This is a genomic window from Streptomyces sp. NPDC055400 (genome assembly GCF_053644375.1).
This window is the reverse complement of record NZ_JBSHLM010000004.1, coordinates 73827-92172: the sequence shown is the minus strand read 5'-3', so window position 1 is coordinate 92172 and position 18346 is coordinate 73827. Positions and strand designations below refer to the sequence as shown.

The following is an 18346-nucleotide window of genomic DNA, read 5'->3' as shown; positions in this document are numbered from 1 at the left end:
GTGGGATACGTCATGCGACGGGCCTCCGATCGTTGCCACGCGAAGCCCGCTGGCGCGGAATCGCCCCCGGTGCCTCCACCGCTCCGGTGCGCCGCAGCTTCTGCCAGCGCAGCCGGCCGCCGGTGAGCGCGGTGATCCAGGACTGGAGCAGCACGACGTACATCAGCTGCCGGTAGAGGATCTGCTGGAGCGGGAGTGAGATGAGATGGGTCATGCGTTCGCGGTCGAGCCGGAAGGCGTACGCCGCGCAGACGGCCTGGATGGCGAGGACGCCGAGCCAGGCGACGATCGTCTTCTCGGTGGGGCCGAACACGAGGCCGTAGAGCAGGAAGACGTCGATGAGGGGCGCCAGGAGCGGCGCGAGGACCATGAAGAGGGCGACGAAGGGCAGTCCGATCCGGCCGAAGCGCCCGGAGGGGCCCGACTCGATCACGGAGCGGCGGTGCTTCCAGATCGCCTGCATCGTGCCGTACGACCACCGGTAGCGCTGGGACCAGAGCTGCTGGACCGACTCCGGGGCCTCGGTCCAGGCGCGGGCCTTCTCGGCGTAGACGACGCGCCAGCCGTCCCGGTGCAGGGCCATGGTGACGTCGGTGTCCTCGGCGAGCGTGTCGTCGCTCATGCCGCCGATGCGCTCCAGGGCGCTGCGGCGGAAGGCGCCCACGGCCCCGGGGATCGTGGGCATGCAGCGCAGCATGTCGTACATGCGGCGGTCGAGGTTGAAGCCCATCACGTACTCGATGTGCTGCCAGGCCCCGATCAGGGAGTCCTTGTTGCCGACCTTCGCGTTGCCCGCGACGGCGCCGACGCGGCGGTCGCCGAAGGGCTGGACGAGCTCGCGGACGGTGGACGGCTCGAAGACCGTGTCGCCGTCCATCATCACGATCAGGTCGTAACGTGCGTTGGCGAGGCCGCGGTTGAGGGCGGCCGGCTTGCCCGCGTTGTGCTGGCGGACCACCCGGACGCCCGGCAGGCGCAGATTCTCGACGATGCGGGCCGTGCCGTCGGTCGAGCCGTCGTCGATGACGATGATCTCGATGGGGTGCTCGCTCGACATGAGTGAACGCACCGTGTTCTCGATGCACTTGGCCTCGTTGAACGCCGGGACCAGGACCGACACCGGTTCGGTGACGGCCGGTCCCCAGGAGAATCCGCGGCGCCGCACGCGCCGGGCGTGCGCCCCGGACAGGAGGAGCATCAGGCCGAAGCGGGTGAAGACGAGGACGCCGATGACCGCGAGTCCTACGGCGAGGACGTCCGTCACGTTGTCCGAGGCCTCGACGGCGTAGATCCACGCCTTGCCCTTGGCCAGTTCGAGACCGTGCACGGGCGTGTGGGCGCTGGGTGCCCCGAGCGCTTCGGTGAGGTTGACGAAGTCGTATCCCTGGCCCTGGAGCTGGGGGAGGAAACGGTCGAGGGCGGCGACGGTCTGCGAGCGGTCGCCTCCGGAGTCGTGCATCAGGACGATCGCGCCCTTGCCGCCGTGGGGCGTGGCACGGCTGATGATCTCGTCGACGCCGGGGCGCTTCCAGTCCTCACTGTCGGTGTTGTTGACGACGGTGATGTATCCGCGGCTGCCGATGTACTTGGTCACCGGCCACGACTTGTCGTCCATGGCGTCGGCGAACGAGGAGTAGGGCGGCCGGAACAGCGAGGTGCGGATGCCGGCCGCGCCCGCCAGGGCCGTCTGGTTCTGGGTGAGTTCCCAGTCGATGCGGCTCTTGGACTGGTACGAGAGGTCGGGGTGGTTGAACGTGTGCAGGCCGACCTCGTGCCCCTCGTCGACCATGCGTTTGACCAGGTCCGGGTAGCGGGAGGCCATGGTGCCGGTGACGAAGAAGACGCCGTGCGCGTGGTGTTCCCTCAGGACGTCGAGGACCTTCGGGGTCCACTGCGGGTCGGGGCCGTCGTCGAAGGTGAGGACGAGCCGGTGGTCGGGCACGCTCATGCCGGTCTCACGCCCGCCGCGCGTGTCGATGACGGGTCCGCCCTCGAGGATCTTCTCGGGCACGTGATCGGTGGCGGCGGGCGGCTGGATGCGGTGGTCGGCGAGGATCTCGCTGTGCACGTACCCGCGGAGCATGAGCATCGCGAGCAGGGCGACAAGGAGCAGCGACGGAAGCAGATAGCGCATGGGCAGGCGGCGGCGACGCGGCGCCCTGCGGCTGCTGCGTGAGCGGGAGGACATTTACAGGATGCCGCTTTCCGGGGACGGGGCCGATGATGGTCCGGCCGGACTCCGACTCGGGTCGACGGGCGCGAGGGACGACTCGGCGGGCGACGCCGCGACGGTCTCGGTGCCGCCCTGGGCCACCGGGGACTCCGTCGGCTCGACGGGCGCTCCGCTGTCGGACGGGGACGGCTCGCCGGGGCCCGGTGAGCCGGGCTCCTGCGAGGGTCCGGGGCCCGGGTCGGCGGGCGAATGACCTGGGTCGGGCTTGCCGGCGCCGTCGGACGGCTTCGGGTCGGGCGACGTGCCGGGCTTGTCGTCCGGCTTGGCGCTCTCGCTGCCCTCGGGCCCGGTCGACGAGCCGGCACCCGGCTCGCTGGACGCCGTTCCCGTGCCGGAGGCGCTGGGACCGGCCGTGGCTCCCGTCGACGAGGACGGCTCGGCCGCCGGGGCGGCCGGCAGCGGCGGTGTGTCCACCTTGCCCGCGGGCTTGTCGCGGTCCTGGCCCGTGATGGGCAGCCAGGGAGCGTTCGAGTTCCCGGAGAGCAGCGTCGCCACGATGACCACGGCGTAGACGGCGCAGATCATCCCGACGATCGCGCCGAAGCGGCGGTACCTGCGGTTGCGCCGGCCCGAGTCGTCTACGAAGACCGGGACTTCCTTGTCGGCGGCACCCTCGCGCCGCGCAGCGATGAGTTCGTCCAACTGACGTCCTGTGCCGTCGAGTTGGACCGTCACTTCATTAGGATCGTGAGTCTGCCCGGAACGGGCATTTTCTCGCCAGTGTTCCACCGTACGCACATCCCCCCAAGGACATGAACATGGGTGCGCGCACGACGTACCGAGCTCTCGTCGTTCGGACCGGGCCCCCACCCGATCCGAGCGCCCCCCTTATCACAATCCGCTCGGACCAAGAATGTAGCGCACGCGAGTGACAGCCACGCCCAACCCTCAGTCCTGACTCATCATGATGAGTGCATCTATGGCCGGAATCCAGGCGCCTGGGGGCTTACGGAGCCAGTCGTTCTCCTCCGCGAGCGTGGCCGCCGCCGCTCGGAGCGCGTCGATCCCCGGGTGCACGAGCCCCGTCGGCCACACCAGCGACACCGGCGACAGGGGCACGGGGTCGGTCAGGGGCCTCACGACGGAGCCGGGCATGGCCGGGAAGTCCCCCGCGGCGAGCACCGGGGTCCCCGTCTTGGCCATGATCCGCCGGAACTCCTCGACGCCCACGGCGAGGGGCGCGGGCGCCGCGACCGCTATCCCGCGCCCCTCGAAGAGCCGCCCGGCCAGGTCGGTCCACTCCGGTGTCCGGGGATTGCCCGCGCCCGCGTATACCGTCTCGCCCGCGAGCCGCCCGAGCGGAACGGCGTCCAGAGCGGCGAGAGGATGGTCCTCGGGCAGGACCACCGTCATCGGCTCGTACCGCACGGGCTGCTGCGAAAGGCGCGCCCGCACCGCCGGGTCGAGCCCCGCGTACCGCCCGAAGGACGCGTCCAGGCGGCCCGCCGTCATCTCGGCGGCGGCCCCGGTCAGGCCGCTCTCGTAGCGGGCCATCAGCTCGCACTGGGGGGCGAACTCGCGGGCCCGCTCCAGGATGCGCTCGAAGACGAGGCCGGGGCTGTTCACGTCGACGAGCAGCGGCCGCGTCCCCGCTGCCGGGCGGCGCACGAAGGCGGCGAGCAGTTCGTCCTGCGCATCCAGCACCCGCCGCGCGTACGGCAGCAGCCGCGCACCGTCCGCGGTCAGGGCGACCTGGCGCGTGCTCCGCGCGAACAGCTCGGCGCCGAGCTCGCGTTCGAGGCGGCGAATGTCCCTGCTGAGGGCCTGCTGGGCGACATAGAGCCGGGCGGCGGCGCGGGTGAAGTGCAGCTCCTCGGCAACGGCGAGGAAGGCGCGCAGCAGCCGGGGCTCCAGGTGGGCGGGGGCCGGTGTGCCGGGCGCGGCTGACTGGTCGGGCATCCGGCGAACTTACAACGCGGGCGCGTGAATCGGTACGGAGAAGGTGTTGGACCGGGCGCACGGCCCACGACGACGCTGATCACATGCCCGACGCGATATCCGAGCCCGCCACCGCCCCCCCGGCCTCCACCGCCCCGCCACAGCCCGGCCGCTCCCCGTACGTCCGACTGCTCTCCACCCCCGGCGCGCTCGCCTTCACCCTCGGGAACCTCCTCGCCCGGCTCCCCATGGGCATGTTCAGCGTCAGCGCCGTCATCATGATCGCCGGGGCGCACGGCTCGTACGCGCTCGCCGGAGCCGTCACCGCGACCGGGATGGCCGCGACCGCGGTCGTCGCCCCGTGGACGGCGCGCCTCGTGGACCGGTACGGGCAGGCCAGGATCGCCGTGCCCGCCACGACGGTGGCGGCCTGCGGATCGCTGGCGCTCCTCCTCTGTGTGCACTACGGAGCGCCCGGCTGGACCCTCTTCGCCGCCTACGCGGCGACGGCCACCACGCCCAACACGGGCGGCATGTCACGCGCCCGCTGGGCCCATCTCCTCAAGGGCGACCCGGCCGCCCTGCACACCGCGAACTCCTTCGAACAGGCGGTGGACGAGCTGTGTTTCATGCTCGGCCCGGTCCTCGCCGCCTTCCTGTGCGGGTCACTCTTCCCGGAGGCCGGCACCCTGATCGGCGCGGTCCTGCTGCTCACCGGGGTGCTCGTCTTCGCCGCGCAGCGCACCACGGAACCGCCCACCCAAGGGCGCACGGCCACGAAATCGCCCCTCCGCGCGCGCGGGATGCCCGTTCTCCTGGCGTCGTTCCTCGCCACCGGCGCCGTGTTCGGCTCGATGGAGGTGGTCACGATCGCGTTCGCGGACGAGGACGGCCACAAGGCGGCGGCCGGCGCGGTCCTCGCACTCCAGGCGGCCGGTTCCTGTGTGGCGGGGCTGGTCTACGGGGCCGTACGGCCGGCCGGTCCCGCGGCGCGGCGCCACCCGTGGTGCGTCGCCGCGATGACCGTCCTGCTGGCCCTCCCCCTGCTCGCGGCGCTCACCGGCTCTCTCCTTGTGGTCGCCGGGGCTCTCCTTGTGGCCGGCATGGCGACGGCCCCGACGATGGTCACGGGCATGACGCTGGTCCAGGCCCGCACCCCCGAGGGCCAGTTGAACGAGGGCATGACCCTCGCCGTGACCGGCCTGCTCGGGGGCATCGCCTCCGGTGCGGCGGCGGGCGGCTCCGCGGTGGAGCGCTTCGGCCCCACCGCGGGCTACGTGATCCCGGCCGCCGCGTCGGCGTGCGCGCTCGTACTGGCGCTCACCGGTTACGTACGAAGCGACGCGCGCGACCGTACGTAGTCACCCTCGCCCGGACCCGCAGCGGTCAGCACGCGGCCGTCAGCACGCGGCCGGTTTGCGCCACGAGCACTCCAGGTCGCCCTTGCGTTCGGAGACCGGCACGGAGCGCAGCGAGCGCGGCTTCACCGCCACCGCCGCGTCGGCGTCGGACTTCGCGAGCGTCACCACGATCGCGTCCTCGAGGGGCTTCACCGAGCCGACCAGGTAGTTGTTCTGGACGATGCTGTAGACGAGTTCGCGTCCGCCGGCGTCCTTGACGTAGCCGGAGAGCGCGGACGCGCCGGTCAGGGAGCCGGTCTTGCCGCGGGCGTTGAGCGCGGCCGGGGTGTTGCACATGCGCGAGCGCAGGGTGCCGCCGACGAACCGGTCCGGGTCGCAGGCCACCGGCAGCGACTTGTACCAGTCGCCGAACCACGGCTCGGAGCGGACCGCGAGCAGCAGTTTCGCGATCTGGCCCGCCGGGATGTTGTCCATCCGGGAGAGCCCGGACCCGTCGGCCTGGCGCAGCCGCCCGGTGTCGACGCCGATGCCCTTCAGATAGCCGCTGATCGCCGCGAGCCCGTCGTCCCAGTTCCCCGGGCGGCCGGTCGCCTTCGCCCCCATGGCCTTGGTGAGGATCTCGGCGTGCATGTTGTTGCTCAGCTTCATGAACGGGATCAGCAGGTCCTTCAGGGGCATGGAGTCGTGCGTGGCGAGCCGCACGGCGCCCTTCGGGGTGGCGCTCCCGAGCTTCGTGGAGCCCGTCACCTTCACACCGTGCGCGGCGAGCGCATCGCGGAAGACGGCGGCCGCGTATCCGGTGGGCTCCCAGACCGTGACCCACTCCTTGGTGGTGGAGCCGCCGACGGGCACGGTGCCGCTGACGGTCACGGTGTTCGTGCCGTGCTGCCGCTCGACGGTGAGGGTGTCGTCACCGCCGGCCGCGACGGTGGTGGCCCGCACATCGATGTCGACGTAATGCGTTTTCGGTGTGAGGGTGATCTTCGGCTTGTCGCCCGCCTTCGCGCCCGGCGAGGCCTGGACGATGACCGTTCCGGTGTCGTAGTCGGTGTCGGGCGCGACGCTCAGGGCGGAGATCTGCGCCGAGTAGTACGAGGACTCGTCGTCGGCGGCCCAGGAGCGGCCGAGCCGCTGGCTGTCGAACGCGCTGTCGTCGGCCACGAGGTGCCCGCTGACCGACTTCACGCCCGACGCGGCGACCTCGGCGGCGAGCTCGTCGTAGTCCTTGGCAAGGGCGGTCGGGTCACCGGTGCCGCGCAGATACAGATCGCCGTCGAGGACGCTCCCCCGGCGCCGCCCGTCGCCGAGCACGTCGGTGGTGAACCGGTAGCCGGTGCCGAGGAGTTCGGTCGCCGCGGTCGAGGTGAGGAGCTTGGTGTTGGACGCGGGCATCAGGCGCCCGGTGGGGTTGTGCTGGTAGATGATGTCGCCGCTCCCGGCGTCGGCGACGACGACGCTCGCCGCGCCGCCCTCCATGGACGGGTCACCGAGGATGGTGTCGATGGCCTCAGGGAGGCCGGTGCCGTCGCCGTCGGCACCGGCCGGTGATCCCCAGGTCAGGCCCGCCGCGAGCGCGACGAGGGCGGGCCAGACGAGGTAACGCCGTTGACGTGCAAGCGGATTGAGGAGTCGTCTCACAGGTCCGTCGGGTCTACTCATGCCTCAGGAGCATCCCCGATCGAGGCGCCCGGGAACAGGGCGCCTCGCCGGTGGCCCGGAGCGCCGTGGCGCGGCGCCCCGGACCGCCGGGTCCCGCTCAGTTCTGCCGCAGGGCGGGCATCGGAACCGGAATGCTGTACGCGGTCGCCCCGCCGCCGACGCCGCCCTCGCAGGTGTTGGGCGGCGCGGTCCCGGTGCCGCGCGTGGAGGGCCGCTCGGCCGCCCAGAACATATAGCCGAGCATCCCGGAGCTCGCCCCCGCCCCGTTCGGCGCGACGCTCTGGGTGAACGAACCGGTCGACTTCTGCAGCGAGTTCGCGAAGTCGGTGCACTCGGGCAGCGACTTGCTCTGGTCGGCGATGTACACGGACCCGGTGAACTTGGCCGGCGCGAGCGGCGGCACCACGGGCGAGTAGGTGGGCTTCCCGTCCACGTGCTCCTGCCAGTTGGCGATCGCCGAACTGCTGGAGGGCTGCCGGGCGGGCACCATGGCGTTGGCGTAGTCGAGCACGGGCGTGTCGGTACGCAGCCAGTCGGCGGTCGCCTTCCGGTTGATGTCGATCAGCCACCGGTCACCGGCGGCGGTGTCGAGGGTGAGCCGGGCCGTGGGGTCGGCCCCCGAGGCATCGTAGGGGTGCACGGACCGGTAGGCGTCGATGAAGGACTGCAGCCCGGTGAGATCGGGACCGGAATTCTGCTCGTAGTCGATCTCGATACCGACCCCGAGATCGTTCGCGACGGCCGCCGCGTTGAGGCCGAGCTGCGTCGGATTCTCGGCGAGCGCCGCATCCCATGCGTCGGTGTACGTGATTCCGCCGATGGACAGCATCACGCGCATTCCGCGCGAGGTGAAGTACTGGACGATCTCTTTGGTCATGCCTTTGGGCACGCCGTTCGCGGTGGTCGTGTCATTCGTGCGGTGCAGCAGTTTCTGCGGTTCCGCAAAGCTGAGGACGACGAGATTGACGGAGGGCCGCCCGTCGCCGCGGTCGACGAGCCAGTGATTCTGCGAGTCGAACTCACTGACACTGCGCACGGTGCCCCAGATGCAGGCGTCGTTGCCGCAGTGCCAGGCACCGTAGATCTGGGCGGGCGTGGCGGCGGCGGTGACCGCCGTGGCCGACGGGGCCCGCGGAACGACGAGCGCGAGGACAAGCCCCAGGGCGGCGAGCAGGCTGTTGCGTACCGGTCTGTGGCGCATACGGACCTCCGGGGAGGGAGCGGCCTACGGGAGGTGGGGGGCGCGGGCAGCGTGACAGGTCCAGACCAACTCGGCAAGGGGGCGTCGTCCACGTTCCTCGGACCTGCGGCCCCCGGACACGACGAAGGCCCCGCAGTCCGGGGACTGCGGGGCCTCAGCCTCACATGGGAATTGTGGAGATGGCGGGAATCGAACCCGCGTCCAACGGTGCAGAATCAGGGCTTCTCCGTGTGCAGTTCGCTTCGATTTTCTCAGCCCCGGAGATCACGCGAACAAGTCTCCGACGGGCTCAGTCACTGTTTGATTTCCTTCTAGGCCCCGTGACCGGGCTTAGAAGTTTAGATCCCTTGATGATGCCAGGATCCGGGTCGGGATCACCCCCGGGCTGACACTTCGCAAGTCGCTACTTAGGCAGCGAGGGCGAAGGAATCGCGCTTGGTGTTGGCGATTATTGGTTGCGACATATGGTTAACGAGATCATTGCCGCTTCCTCGACACGCTTCCCCTGCTTCGACATCCGCTGTCGAAACCGATCATCCCCATGTTGATTTTTCAAATCCGGATCTTTCGATCCGGGGCGTCCCGTCACCAGCGGGACATCACCCATCGTACGTGACCGACGAGCGACGGTGCCAGCCTATTACCTGGCGGAGGGCGGCGTCAGCGTTCGCGGGCCCGCTGGCGGCGCTTCGCCGCCGCGATGGCGCGGTCCGAGTCCCTGCGGTCCTGCTGCTCGCGCAGCGTCTGCCGCTTGTCGTACTCCTTCTTGCCCTTGGCGAGCGCGATCTCGGCCTTCGCGCGGCCGTCCTTGAAGTAGATCGCGAGAGTCACGATCGTGTGACCCGTCTCCTGGGACTTCGACTCCAGCTTGTCGATCTCGTCGCGGTGCAGGAGCAGCTTGCGCTTGCGGCGCACGGCGTGGTTGGTCCAGGTGCCCTGGCTGTACTCGGGGATGTGGGCGTTGTGCAGCCACGCCTCGTTCTGGTCGATCTGGACGAAGGCGTCGGTCAGGGAGGTGCGGCCCTGGCGCAGCGACTTGACCTCCGTGCCGGTCAGCACGATGCCGGCCTCGTAGGTGTCCATGATCAAGTAATCGTGGCGCGCCTTCTTGTTCTGCGCGACGATCTTGCGCTTGCCGTCAGCGCCCTTTGCGGACTTACCGGACGCGCCCTGCTTGGGCTGTGATTCCTTCGGTACGAACATTCCCTTAGACATAGTGCGACCATTTTCGCACTACGAGGGGTCCCCGAGGCCACTCAATACTGTCTCGGCCCGCTGCCGCGCGCCCTCGTCGGCCTCGAGGTCGGGGGTGATGCCCCGTCCGTCGACGCCGCGGCCGGTGGGGGTGCGGTAGTGGCCGACGGTCAGCTCGGCGACGGAGCCGTCGGGGAGCCGGCTCGGCATCTGGACCGAGCCCTTGCCGAAGGTCTTCGAGCCCACGACGACCGCGCGGCCACGGTCCTGGAGGGCCCCGGTGAGCAGCTCGGCCGCGCTCATCGTGCCGCTGTCGACGAGCGCGACCACCGGTCTGGAGGTGTCGCCGCCGCGCTCGGCGTGCAGGGCGCGCTGCCGTCCGCGTACGTCGTACGTCGCCACGAGCCCGCCGTCGAAGAACGCCGACGCCGCGGTGACCGCCTCCGTGACCAGGCCGCCGGAATTGCCGCGCAGGTCGAGGAGGACGCCGTCGCCGTGGGGGGCGTCGCGCACGGCGGACCGTACGCGCTCGCCCGAGCCCTTGGTGAAGGCCGCGACCTTGATCAGGACGGTGCCGCCGGGGAGGCGGGAGACGGTGACGGACTCGGTGGCGAGGTTGGCCCGGCGCAGGATCTCGGTCCACGCGCGCGTGCCGCGCTCCAGGCCGAGCCGGACCGCCGTCCCCGCGTGCTCGCCGCGCAGCAGGGAGACGACCTCGGTGACGGGGCGGCCGTCGACGGGCCGGCCGTCGACGGTGCGGAGCCGGTCGCCGGGGCGCACGCCCGCATGGGCCGCGGGGGACCCGGAACCGACCTTGGAGACCTCGATGCGGCCGTCGGCGGTGCGCCGGGCCCAGAGGCCGACGCCCGTGTACTGGCCGTCGAGTTCCTGCTCGAACTCCTTGTACTCACCCTGCGAGTACACCGCGCCCCAGCGGTCGCCGCTGCGGCTGACGGCCTCTTCGGCAGCCTGCGTAGGGGACTTGCCGTCGGCCATCGCCCCGGCGGCCGCGTCCGTCGCGTCCTCGTGTCCGGCGCCGGTGACCGAACCGGCCGGAAGTTCCTCGGACTTGTGGCTGTCGGCGCTCCACGAACCCGTCGCGACGCCGGTCGCGAGGACGCTCGCGAAGACCAATGTCAGGGCTGCCCCGCGGCCGAAGCGGCGGGGCCGGGAGAACAACTCGGGGCCCGACATGACGGTGAGTCTAGGACAACGCGAAGCGCCGTACGGCTCGTTGAACCGCACGGCGCCCTGTGACTCCGGGGAGTCTTGTCACACCTTCAGATACTTGCGCAACGCGAAGAAAGCGGCGATCGCGGGCATCAGCAGGCCGATCGCGAGGACGAGCGGCAGCTTGGCCAGGACCGCGTCCCAGCCGATGAAGTTGATCAGGTTCAGCTTCTCCGAGAGCGCCAGACCGTGGTCGATCATGAAGTAGCGGCCCACGAGGAGCATGCCGCAGGCGACCACACCGCCGATGACTCCGGCGACGGCGGCCTCCATGATGAACGGCATCTGGATGTAGAAGCTGGACGCGCCGACCAGGCGCATGATGCCGGTCTCTCTGCGGCGGCTGAACGCCGAGACGCGCACGGTGTTGACGATCAGCATCAGCGCGACGACGAGCATCAGCGCCATCACGGCGAGCGCCGCCCAGTTCATGCCGTTGAGGAGTCCGAAGAGGTTGTCCAGGATGCCCTTCTGGTCCTGCACGGACTGGACGCCGTCACGCCCGTCGAAGGCGGTCGCGACGACCTGGTACTTCTCCGGGTCCTTGAGCTTGATCCGGTACGACTCCTGGAGCTGGTCCGGCGTCAGCGAGCTGGCCAGCGGGGAGTCGCCGAACTGCTCCTTGTAGTGCTTGTACGCCTGGTCCGCCGTCTCGTGGGAGACCTTCTCGACGACCGGCATCTTGTCCAGGTCGGAGACGATCTGCTGCTTCTGCTCGGCGGTGACGGCTCCCTTGGCGCACTTCGGGTCCGACTCGGCGTCGCCCTTGTTGCACAGGAAGATCGAGACGTTGACCTTGTCGTACCAGTAGCCCTTCATCGTGCTCACCTGGTCACGCATGAGCAGGGAGCCGCCGAACAGGGCGAGCGAGAGGGCGACCGAGACGATGACCGCGAAGGTCATCGTGAGATTTCGGCGGAGACCGACGCCGATCTCCGACAGGACGAATTGGGCGCGCATGGCTCTGCTCAGGCCTTTCTCAGTGCTCTGGTGCTCACGGGGCTCAGTGCTGGTAGCCGTAGACGCCGCGCGACTGGTCGCGGACGAGACGGCCCTTCTCCAGCTCGATGACGCGCTTGCGCATCTGGTCCACGATCTGCTGATCGTGGGTGGCCATCACGACGGTCGTCCCGGTGCGGTTGATCCGGTCAAGGAGTTTCATGATGCCGACCGAGGTCTGCGGATCGAGGTTGCCGGTCGGCTCGTCGGCGATCAGGAGCTTGGGGCGGTTCACGAAGGCGCGGGCGATGGCCACGCGCTGCTGCTCACCACCGGAGAGCTCGCCGGGCATCCGGTCCTCCTTGCCGCCCAGGCCGACGAGGTCGAGCACCTGGGGCACGGACTTGCGGATCTCGCCCCTGGACTTGCCGATGACTTCCTGCGCGAAGGCGACGTTCTCGCCGACGGTCTTGTTGGGCAGGAGCCGGAAGTCCTGGAAGACCGTGCCGAGCTGGCGGCGCATCTGCGGCACCTTCCAGTTGGACAGTCGCGCCAGGTCCTTGCCCAGGACGTGCACCTGGCCGTGGCTGGTGCGCTCCTCGCGCAGGATCAGCCGCAGGAAGGTGGACTTTCCGGAGCCGGAAGATCCCACAAGGAAGACGAATTCGCCGCGCTCGACCTCGAGGGACACATCCCTGAGGGCGGGCCGGGTCTGCTTGGGGTAGGCCTTGGAGACGTTGTCGAATCGGATCACGGGTGCGCCTCGGTGCATCGTGGGCGTCGGGGGTAGGTGAGCGTGACCATACGCGAACCGGGCTCCGCGGCGCAGTCGGCATCCTTGGATGAGTGTTTTGTCCCGTTGATTGCCTGGTCGTGAGCGGGTCAGGGCGGGGACGGAACGGGTCCAAAGGGGCAGCATCCGGGGAGGCGCGCCGAAATCCCTGGAAGCTGGCACAGTGGTAGGGGGAACGGTTGCGGTCCCCGGAGCGTTGTGCGGAGAGAATGACGCTGTGGCGGCTCCGCCGCGCGGGAGGAGGAAGAGCGCATGACCTATGACCGGCTGGTGTGCGCGAACTGCGCGGCGCCCGTGAGCGAGGGCCGCTGCCCCGTGTGCCGGGCGAACCGCGAGCGGCTTCAGCAGGAGAGCCCGTTCGCGGGGCTTCACCCGATGGCCCTGATAGCCCTGGTGGCTGTGCTCATCGCGGCGGTGGCGCTCCTCGCGCACCAGACCGTCTAGGACACGAGGAAGGGCCCGGAGCGACGCTCCGGGCCCTTCTCGCGTTACGTGCGGACGTACACGACGTACGTGACGTACGCGCCTACGGCCGCTTAGGCAACCGTGCGGCCGCCGCCGACGAGGCGGGGCAGCAGGCGGAAGCCGATGCCGCCGGCGATCATCGTCGCGGCGCCGATCAGCAGGAACGTGGTCTCGGCGGCGCCGGTCTCGGCCAGCTCACCGCCGGACTTGCCGTTCTGGGCCGGCTGGGCGGCCGGCACGGAGCCGGTGTCCTGCAGGCTGTCCTTGCCCTGACCCTGCTCGACCGGGCTGTTGCCGCCGTCGGGGTCGGTGTTGCCGTTCCCGCCGCCGTGGTTGCCGCCACCACCGTGGTTGCCGCCGCCGTTCCCGCCACCGTTACCGCCGCCGTTGCCCGGGGTGGTCGGGTCCTCGGTGGGCTCGGTGGGCTCCTCGGTCGGGTCCGTCGGGGGCTCCACGGTGGGAGGCTCCTCCGTCGGCGGGTCCGTCGGCGGCAACGAGGTCGGCGGCTCCTCGGTCGGAGGGGTCGGGTCCTCGTCGCCGCCGATCGCGACACCGGCGCCGACGCCGTCGCCGCCCGCGTGCACGTTCACGCCGGCGCCCGGAAGGTTGACGCCGATGTCGAGGGCCGAAGCGGCGCCCGCGGCGGTCAGCGACGCACCCGCCGCGATCACCGCACCGGCTGCTATCCGCGCGACACGGATGCGCGTCTTCTTGGTCATCTGCCTGCTACCCCCAGTAGCTAATCGTTGATGGAGCAGCGCGCGGGACGGGGGCCGCCCGGGGGTATTCGGCGCCTGCCGGCACGTCCCCCGGTGCACACGCGTCCCACTGATACGCATGCCGCGCGTCAGCCTTCCCAGTTTTCATGTCAGCGTCAAGGTCGTTGCGTACGCGATGCCCGAATTCAGGGGAGTTGACCGCCGTACGGACATGTGACTGTGACGTAAAAGGCAACTGCCGCCCAATGGGCGGCAGTTGCCTTGTCGACAAAGCTGGAAAAGACCTGAGGTTACTTCTCCTGCTGCTTGCGCCAGCGAATTCCCGCTTCGAGGAATCCGTCGATTTCGCCGTCGAGCACCGACTGCGGATTACCGACCTCGAATTCCGTCCGGAGGTCCTTGACCATCTGGTACGGGTGCAGGACGTACGAACGCATCTGGTTGCCCCACGAGCTGCCGCCGTCCTTGAGGGCGTCCATCTTGGCCCGCTCCTCCTGACGCTGCCGCTCGAGGAGCTTCGCCTGCAGAACGTTCATGGCCGTGGCCTTGTTCTGGATCTGCGAGCGCTCGTTCTGGCAGGAGACCACGATGCCGGTGGGCAGGTGCGTCAGGCGGACCGCGGAGTCCGTCGTGTTCACGCCCTGGCCGCCGGGGCCCGAGGAGCGGTACACGTCGACGCGCAGCTCGGACTCGTCGATGTCGATGTGGTCGGTCGTCTCGACGACCGGGAGCACCTCGACGCCCGCGAAGGACGTCTGGCGGCGGCCCTGGTTGTCGAAGGGGGAGATACGGACCAGCCGGTGCGTGCCCTGCTCGACCGAGAGCGTCCCGTACGCGTACGGGATCTGCACGGCGAAGGTGGTCGACTTGATGCCGGCCTCTTCCGCGTACGACGTCTCGTAGACCTCGGTCTTGTAGCCGTGGCGCTCGGCCCAGCGCAGGTACATGCGCTGGAGCTGCTCGGCGAAGTCCGCGGCGTCGACGCCGCCCGCCTCGGCGCGGATGTTGACCAGCGCCTCACGGGAGTCGTACTCACCGGACAGGAGGGTGCGGACCTCCATCTCGTCCAGCGCCTTCTTGACGGAGGTCAGCTCGGACTCGGCCTCGGTACGGGTGTCCGGATCGTCCTCCTCCTCGGCCATCTCGAAGAGCACGCTCAGGTCGTCGATCCTGCCGCGCAGGGTCTCCGCCTTGCGCACCTCGGCCTGGAGGTGGCTCAGCTTGCTGGTGATCTTCTGTGCCGCGTCGGGGTCGTCCCACAGGGACGGTGCGGCCGCCTGCTCCTCGAGCACGGCGATATCTGCCCTCAGCTTGTCGAGGTCCAGGACGGCCTCGATCGACTCCATGGTCGAGGAGAGGGACTTGAGCTCTTCGGAAACGTCGACGACTGCCACGACACCAGCGTAACGGCTGGGGCAAGTGCTCCGGTCCTGGTGGCCGCGGGGCCGGGTCCGGACGCTGCGCCGGGCCGTCTCAGGGGGAGGCGGGGGCCGACTGTCCGGGGTTCTTGCCGGGGGTGGCGTCCGCGTCGTCGCCGCCCACGGCCGCCCATGTGCCGATGCCGGCCGCCGCCACCAGGACGGCTCCGGCGACGCCGAGGGTGATCCTGCGGCGGCGGGCGGAGGCGCGGTGACGGGCCGAGCCGGGGCGGGGCGCTCCGGCCGCGCGGGGGGCGCGGGCGGTGCCGCGGGCTCCGCCCGCCAGCTCGTCGGGGGCCGGGACGCGCATCGACGTGTGCGTGTCCCTGTTCGAGTCGGCCGGGGTCGCGCCGGGGACCAGGGGGACGGCGCCGCGGCGGGCGGCGGGCGCCTCGGGCGCGGCCGGGGCGGCCTCCGGTTCCGGGTCGGGCACGGTGTCCGGCTCGTCCACGTCGAGCGGCGCCATCCCGGCGAGCTGGGGCAGCTGCTCGCGCAGGCGGGCTCCCAGCTCCGAGGCGCGCAGACGGGACGCGGGCGCCTTCGCCAGGCACTGGACGAGGAGCTGCCACAGCTCGTCGGGGATGCCGGGCAGCGGGACGACCGTCTCCGTGACGTGCCGGCGCAGGATCGCGCCGGGGTGGCCGCCGCCGAAGGGCGTGAACCCGGCGAGCAGCTCGTACAGGACCGTCGCCAGGGCGTAGATGTCGACGGCGGCGCGCGGCGGGAGGCCCTCGATGAGCTCGGGGGCGAGGTAGTCCGGAGTGCCGATGATCTTCGTGGCGCGGGTGCGGCGCGGGGAGTCGATGAGCTTGGCGACGCCGAAGTCGGTCAGGAGCGCCGGGTGGGAGCCGCCGGGGCCGAGGGGGCCCTGCATGTCCAGGAGGACGTTCTCCGGCTTCACGTCGCGGTGCACGATCCCGGCGGCGTGCGCGGCGGCGAGGCCGTCCGCGATGTCGGCGACGATGGCGACCGCGGCCTCGGGGGCCAGGCGCCGCTCGCGGTCGAGGCGCGTGCGCAGGTCGGTGCCGCGTACGAGGTCCATGACCAGGGCGAGGTCGTTCCCGTCGACCACCAGGTCACGGACGCCGACCACGCGCGGGTGGTCCAGGCTGAGCAGGGCCGTGCGCTCCTGGACGAAGCGGCCCACGAGCTCCTGGTCGGAGGCCAGGTCCTCACGCAACAGCTTGATGGCGACGGGCCCCTCGGGTCCCTCGCCCAGCCACACCGTGCCGGCGCTGCCGCGTCCCAGGATCTGGTTCGCGGTGTACCGGCTGCCGATCTTCCGTGCCAAGACTGCTCCTACAGACGCGTGTTGGCGCCCAAGCTACGCGGCTCGGACGCCAACCATCACATCCACGGGGGAAATCACCCCCCGGAAGTCGACAAATCTCCAACCTCACGGCCGAAGCGGGGCCGTGAGGCGTTTTCAGTTGCCGGCACCCCCGCTGCCCGAACCCCCGCCGCCGAGGTCGCCGATCCAGCCGGTGACCGTGTCGTACCAGTCCGACAGCTGGGCCCAGTAGCCCTTGCCCGTGCCGATCCAGTCCTGGAGCGGGGTGAACTCCCAGACGAGCCAGCTCACCACGAACAGCATGACGATCATGAAGAGGCAGCCCTTGAGGCAGCCGAGCCCCGGGATCTTCATCCGGTTCGCACTGCGCTGCCTGGACTGCCGCGGCTCGCGCTGCGGCGCCTGCGGCTGCGGCTGGCGCGGCTGCTGCGGCGGCGCGTACTGCTGCCGCTGGGGCTGCGGCGCGTACTGCTGCTGGGGCTGCTGGGGCGCGTACTGCTGCTGTGGCTGCTGCGGGCGCCCCTGCTGGCGCTGTGGCCGGCGGCGCAGCGGGTCTTCGTTCGGGTTCAGGTACTGGACCTGCGTCTGCTCGTTGCGGTCGCGGGCCGCCCGCATCTGGTTCTGCCAGGGGTGCGGGTCGTCCGGGTTCGCGCCCGGCTGGTGCGGCGGGACCGGCGGCATGACGGCCGTCGGGTCGGCGGCTCCCCGGTTCGGCAGGACCGAGGTGGGGTCGGCGTCGCCTGTGCCGGTCGAATGCATGACGCTCGTCGCCGCGTTCGGGTCGTACGAGCCGGCATTGCCGGGCAGGACCTGCGTCGGGTCGGCCGCGCCGGGCACGCCCGGCACCTGCGCGGGCGCCGGGTCCGGCATCAGGAGGGCTCCGACGCCCTCGGCCGCCGCGATCTGCGCGGAGTTCGCGTGCACGCCGACGCCCTCGGCGACGGCGCGCAGGCCGCGGGCGAGGTTCTCGGCGCTGGGGCGCTCCTCGGGGTTCTTGCGCAGGCAGCGCTCTATGACCGTCCACAGCGGGTCGGGCACGGTGGACGGGCGGCGCGGTTCGGCGCTCAGGTGCTGGTGCAGGACCTCGAGCGCGGAGCCGCCGGAGAACGGGGGCCGGCCGGTGACCAGCTCGTACAGCAGGATTCCGGCGCCGTAGATGTCCACCGCGCTGGTCTGCGGGCGGCCCTCGGCGGACTCCGGCGCGACGTACGCGGGCGTGCCGACGAACTCGTGGGTGCGGGTCAGGCCCGGGGAGTCGGCGAGGCGGGCGATGCCGAAGTCGGTGAGCATCGGGTGCATCTCGGCGTGTTCCCCGGCGGTCTGCTTCAGCAGGACGTTCGCCGGCTTCAGGTCGCGGTGCACGACGCCGTCCGCGTGGCTCGCCGCGAGCGCGTCCGCGACCTGGGCGGTCAGCAGGGACGCGGCCACCGGGGAGAAGGGGCCGTTCTCGCGGAGGTAGCGGTGCAGGTCGGGGCCGTCGACCAGGTCCATGACGAGGGCGAGGAGCTCGCCCTCGACGACCAGGTCGCGGGTACGCACGATGTTGGGGTGTGTCAGGCGGAGCAGCACGGAGCGCTCGCGCAGGAAGCGCATCACGACATCCGCGTCGTTGGCGAGCTCCTCCTTGAGGACCTTGATCGCCACGGTCTCGCCGGGCTGCCCGGCGACGGCCGCCTCGGCCCCCGCGGTCTCCCGCTGGCGGGCCCGCCACACGGTGCCCGTGGCGCCGCGTCCGAGCGGCTCCTCGAGCAGGTATTTACTGCCTACCGGCCGCACGTCATGCGCTCCCTGCTTGCTGCGTACTGGCGTACTGCTTGGTCTTGCTCGTTCTCGGGTGTTCCGACCCACTGTAGTGCCGTCGGACAACCCGGTGTCTGTTGATCTTCCGCGACTCCCCGCCCGCCACGGCCGCGTTCGACGGAAAGACGCTCGGGGTGGGCTGTTGGTTGCCGCCGGCAAGGGGGT

The 18346-nt window shown here is 70.7% G+C and carries 15 protein-coding genes and 1 other RNA gene; 2 read left to right on the top strand and 14 right to left on the bottom strand.

The window, feature by feature from the left end; translation table 11 throughout:
• Positions 1-10: 10 nt before the first annotated feature.
• The 3 genes from ACWIGU_RS11675 to ACWIGU_RS11665 form a co-directional block, all read right to left on the bottom strand.
• The gene (locus ACWIGU_RS11675; RefSeq protein WP_454399793.1) at positions 11-2188 is read right to left on the bottom strand and encodes a glycosyltransferase; all 2178 of its coding nucleotides are present in this window, start codon (positions 2186-2188) and stop codon (positions 11-13) included.
• Positions 2189-2908 (bottom strand): hypothetical protein, encoded by a 720-nt coding sequence (locus ACWIGU_RS11670; protein WP_454399791.1) that lies wholly within the window; start codon positions 2906-2908, stop codon positions 2189-2191. It abuts the gene before it with no gap.
• Between the two features lie 213 nt (positions 2909-3121).
• Positions 3122-4132: a LysR family transcriptional regulator gene (locus ACWIGU_RS11665; RefSeq protein WP_454399789.1), complete on the bottom strand. Its 1011-nt coding sequence runs from the start codon at positions 4130-4132 to the stop codon at positions 3122-3124.
• Positions 4133-4215: 83 nt separating this feature from the next.
• Here ACWIGU_RS11665 and ACWIGU_RS11660 point away from each other — a divergent pair, with 83 nt between their 5' ends.
• Positions 4216-5472, top strand: coding sequence for an MFS transporter (locus tag ACWIGU_RS11660; RefSeq protein ID WP_454399787.1), 1257 nt, complete (start codon positions 4216-4218; stop codon positions 5470-5472).
• 39 nt (positions 5473-5511) lie between these two features.
• Here ACWIGU_RS11660 and dacB read toward each other — a convergent pair whose 3' ends face one another.
• From dacB to ftsE, 7 genes are all read right to left on the bottom strand, one after another.
• A complete protein-coding gene (gene dacB, locus ACWIGU_RS11655) occupies positions 5512-7131 on the bottom strand; it encodes a D-alanyl-D-alanine carboxypeptidase/D-alanyl-D-alanine endopeptidase (RefSeq protein ID WP_454399785.1) in 1620 nt (539 codons plus the stop codon).
• A gap of 97 nt (positions 7132-7228) precedes the next feature.
• Entirely contained in the window at positions 7229-8332 is a 1104-nt protein-coding gene (locus ACWIGU_RS11650) for a hypothetical protein (protein ID WP_454399784.1), read from the bottom strand.
• 171 nt (positions 8333-8503) lie between these two features.
• Positions 8504-8873, bottom strand: a transfer-messenger RNA (tmRNA) gene (gene ssrA / locus ACWIGU_RS11645).
• 119 nt (positions 8874-8992) lie between these two features.
• Positions 8993-9535: an SsrA-binding protein SmpB gene (gene smpB / locus ACWIGU_RS11640; RefSeq protein WP_454400529.1), complete on the bottom strand. Its 543-nt coding sequence runs from the start codon at positions 9533-9535 to the stop codon at positions 8993-8995.
• A 30-nt stretch (positions 9536-9565) separates the two neighbouring features.
• The gene (locus tag ACWIGU_RS11635; protein WP_454399782.1) at positions 9566-10720 is read right to left on the bottom strand and encodes a S41 family peptidase; all 1155 of its coding nucleotides are present in this window, start codon (positions 10718-10720) and stop codon (positions 9566-9568) included.
• Positions 10721-10798: 78 nt separating this feature from the next.
• Positions 10799-11716 carry a permease-like cell division protein FtsX gene (gene ftsX / locus ACWIGU_RS11630; RefSeq protein ID WP_454399780.1) on the bottom strand — a complete coding sequence of 306 codons (918 nt, stop codon included), beginning with the start codon at positions 11714-11716 and terminating at the stop codon, positions 10799-10801.
• A 43-nt stretch (positions 11717-11759) separates the two neighbouring features.
• Positions 11760-12449 carry a cell division ATP-binding protein FtsE gene (ftsE, locus tag ACWIGU_RS11625; RefSeq protein WP_100593907.1) on the bottom strand — a complete coding sequence of 230 codons (690 nt, stop codon included), beginning with the start codon at positions 12447-12449 and terminating at the stop codon, positions 11760-11762.
• Positions 12450-12740: 291 nt separating this feature from the next.
• On the opposite strand from ftsE, the gene ACWIGU_RS11620 reads away from it, so the two are divergent.
• Positions 12741-12932, top strand: a complete 192-nt coding sequence (locus tag ACWIGU_RS11620) for a hypothetical protein (protein WP_100593906.1) — start codon at positions 12741-12743, stop codon at positions 12930-12932.
• Between the two features lie 92 nt (positions 12933-13024).
• On the opposite strand, the gene ACWIGU_RS11615 is transcribed toward ACWIGU_RS11620, so the two are convergent.
• From ACWIGU_RS11615 to ACWIGU_RS11600, 4 genes are all read right to left on the bottom strand, one after another.
• A complete protein-coding gene (locus tag ACWIGU_RS11615; protein ID WP_454399777.1) occupies positions 13025-13672 on the bottom strand; it encodes a hypothetical protein in 648 nt (215 codons plus the stop codon).
• A gap of 290 nt (positions 13673-13962) precedes the next feature.
• On the bottom strand, positions 13963-15066 hold the full coding sequence (gene prfB, locus ACWIGU_RS11610; RefSeq protein WP_454399775.1) for a peptide chain release factor 2: 1104 nt from the start codon (positions 15064-15066) through the stop codon (positions 13963-13965).
• A gap of 79 nt (positions 15067-15145) precedes the next feature.
• Positions 15146-16381: a serine/threonine-protein kinase gene (locus ACWIGU_RS11605; protein ID WP_454399773.1), complete on the bottom strand. Its 1236-nt coding sequence runs from the start codon at positions 16379-16381 to the stop codon at positions 15146-15148.
• 135 nt (positions 16382-16516) lie between these two features.
• The gene (locus ACWIGU_RS11600) at positions 16517-18157 is read right to left on the bottom strand and encodes a protein kinase domain-containing protein (RefSeq protein WP_454399771.1); all 1641 of its coding nucleotides are present in this window, start codon (positions 18155-18157) and stop codon (positions 16517-16519) included.
• Positions 18158-18346 lie beyond the last annotated feature (189 nt).

What these genes read in the sequence shown, in the direction of transcription:
- ACWIGU_RS11615 (WP_454399777.1), bottom strand. Translation starts at nt 13,672, where the DNA reads ATGACCAAGAAGACGCGCATCCGTGTCGCGCGGATAGCAGCCGGTGCG.
- ACWIGU_RS11620 (WP_100593906.1), top strand. Translation starts at nt 12,741, where the DNA reads ATGACCTATGACCGGCTGGTGTGCGCGAACTGCGCGGCGCCCGTGAGC.
- ACWIGU_RS11675 (WP_454399793.1), bottom strand. Translation starts at nt 2,188, where the DNA reads ATGTCCTCCCGCTCACGCAGCAGCCGCAGGGCGCCGCGTCGCCGCCGC.
- ACWIGU_RS11650 (WP_454399784.1), bottom strand. Translation starts at nt 8,332, where the DNA reads ATGCGCCACAGACCGGTACGCAACAGCCTGCTCGCCGCCCTGGGGCTT.
- ACWIGU_RS11660 (WP_454399787.1), top strand. Translation starts at nt 4,216, where the DNA reads ATGCCCGACGCGATATCCGAGCCCGCCACCGCCCCCCCGGCCTCCACC.
- ftsX (WP_454399780.1), bottom strand. Translation starts at nt 11,716, where the DNA reads ATGCGCGCCCAATTCGTCCTGTCGGAGATCGGCGTCGGTCTCCGCCGA.
- ACWIGU_RS11665 (WP_454399789.1), bottom strand. Translation starts at nt 4,132, where the DNA reads ATGCCCGACCAGTCAGCCGCGCCCGGCACACCGGCCCCCGCCCACCTG.
- dacB (WP_454399785.1), bottom strand. Translation starts at nt 7,131, where the DNA reads ATGAGTAGACCCGACGGACCTGTGAGACGACTCCTCAATCCGCTTGCA.
- smpB (WP_454400529.1), bottom strand. Translation starts at nt 9,535, where the DNA reads ATGTTCGTACCGAAGGAATCACAGCCCAAGCAGGGCGCGTCCGGTAAG.
- ACWIGU_RS11635 (WP_454399782.1), bottom strand. Translation starts at nt 10,720, where the DNA reads ATGTCGGGCCCCGAGTTGTTCTCCCGGCCCCGCCGCTTCGGCCGCGGG.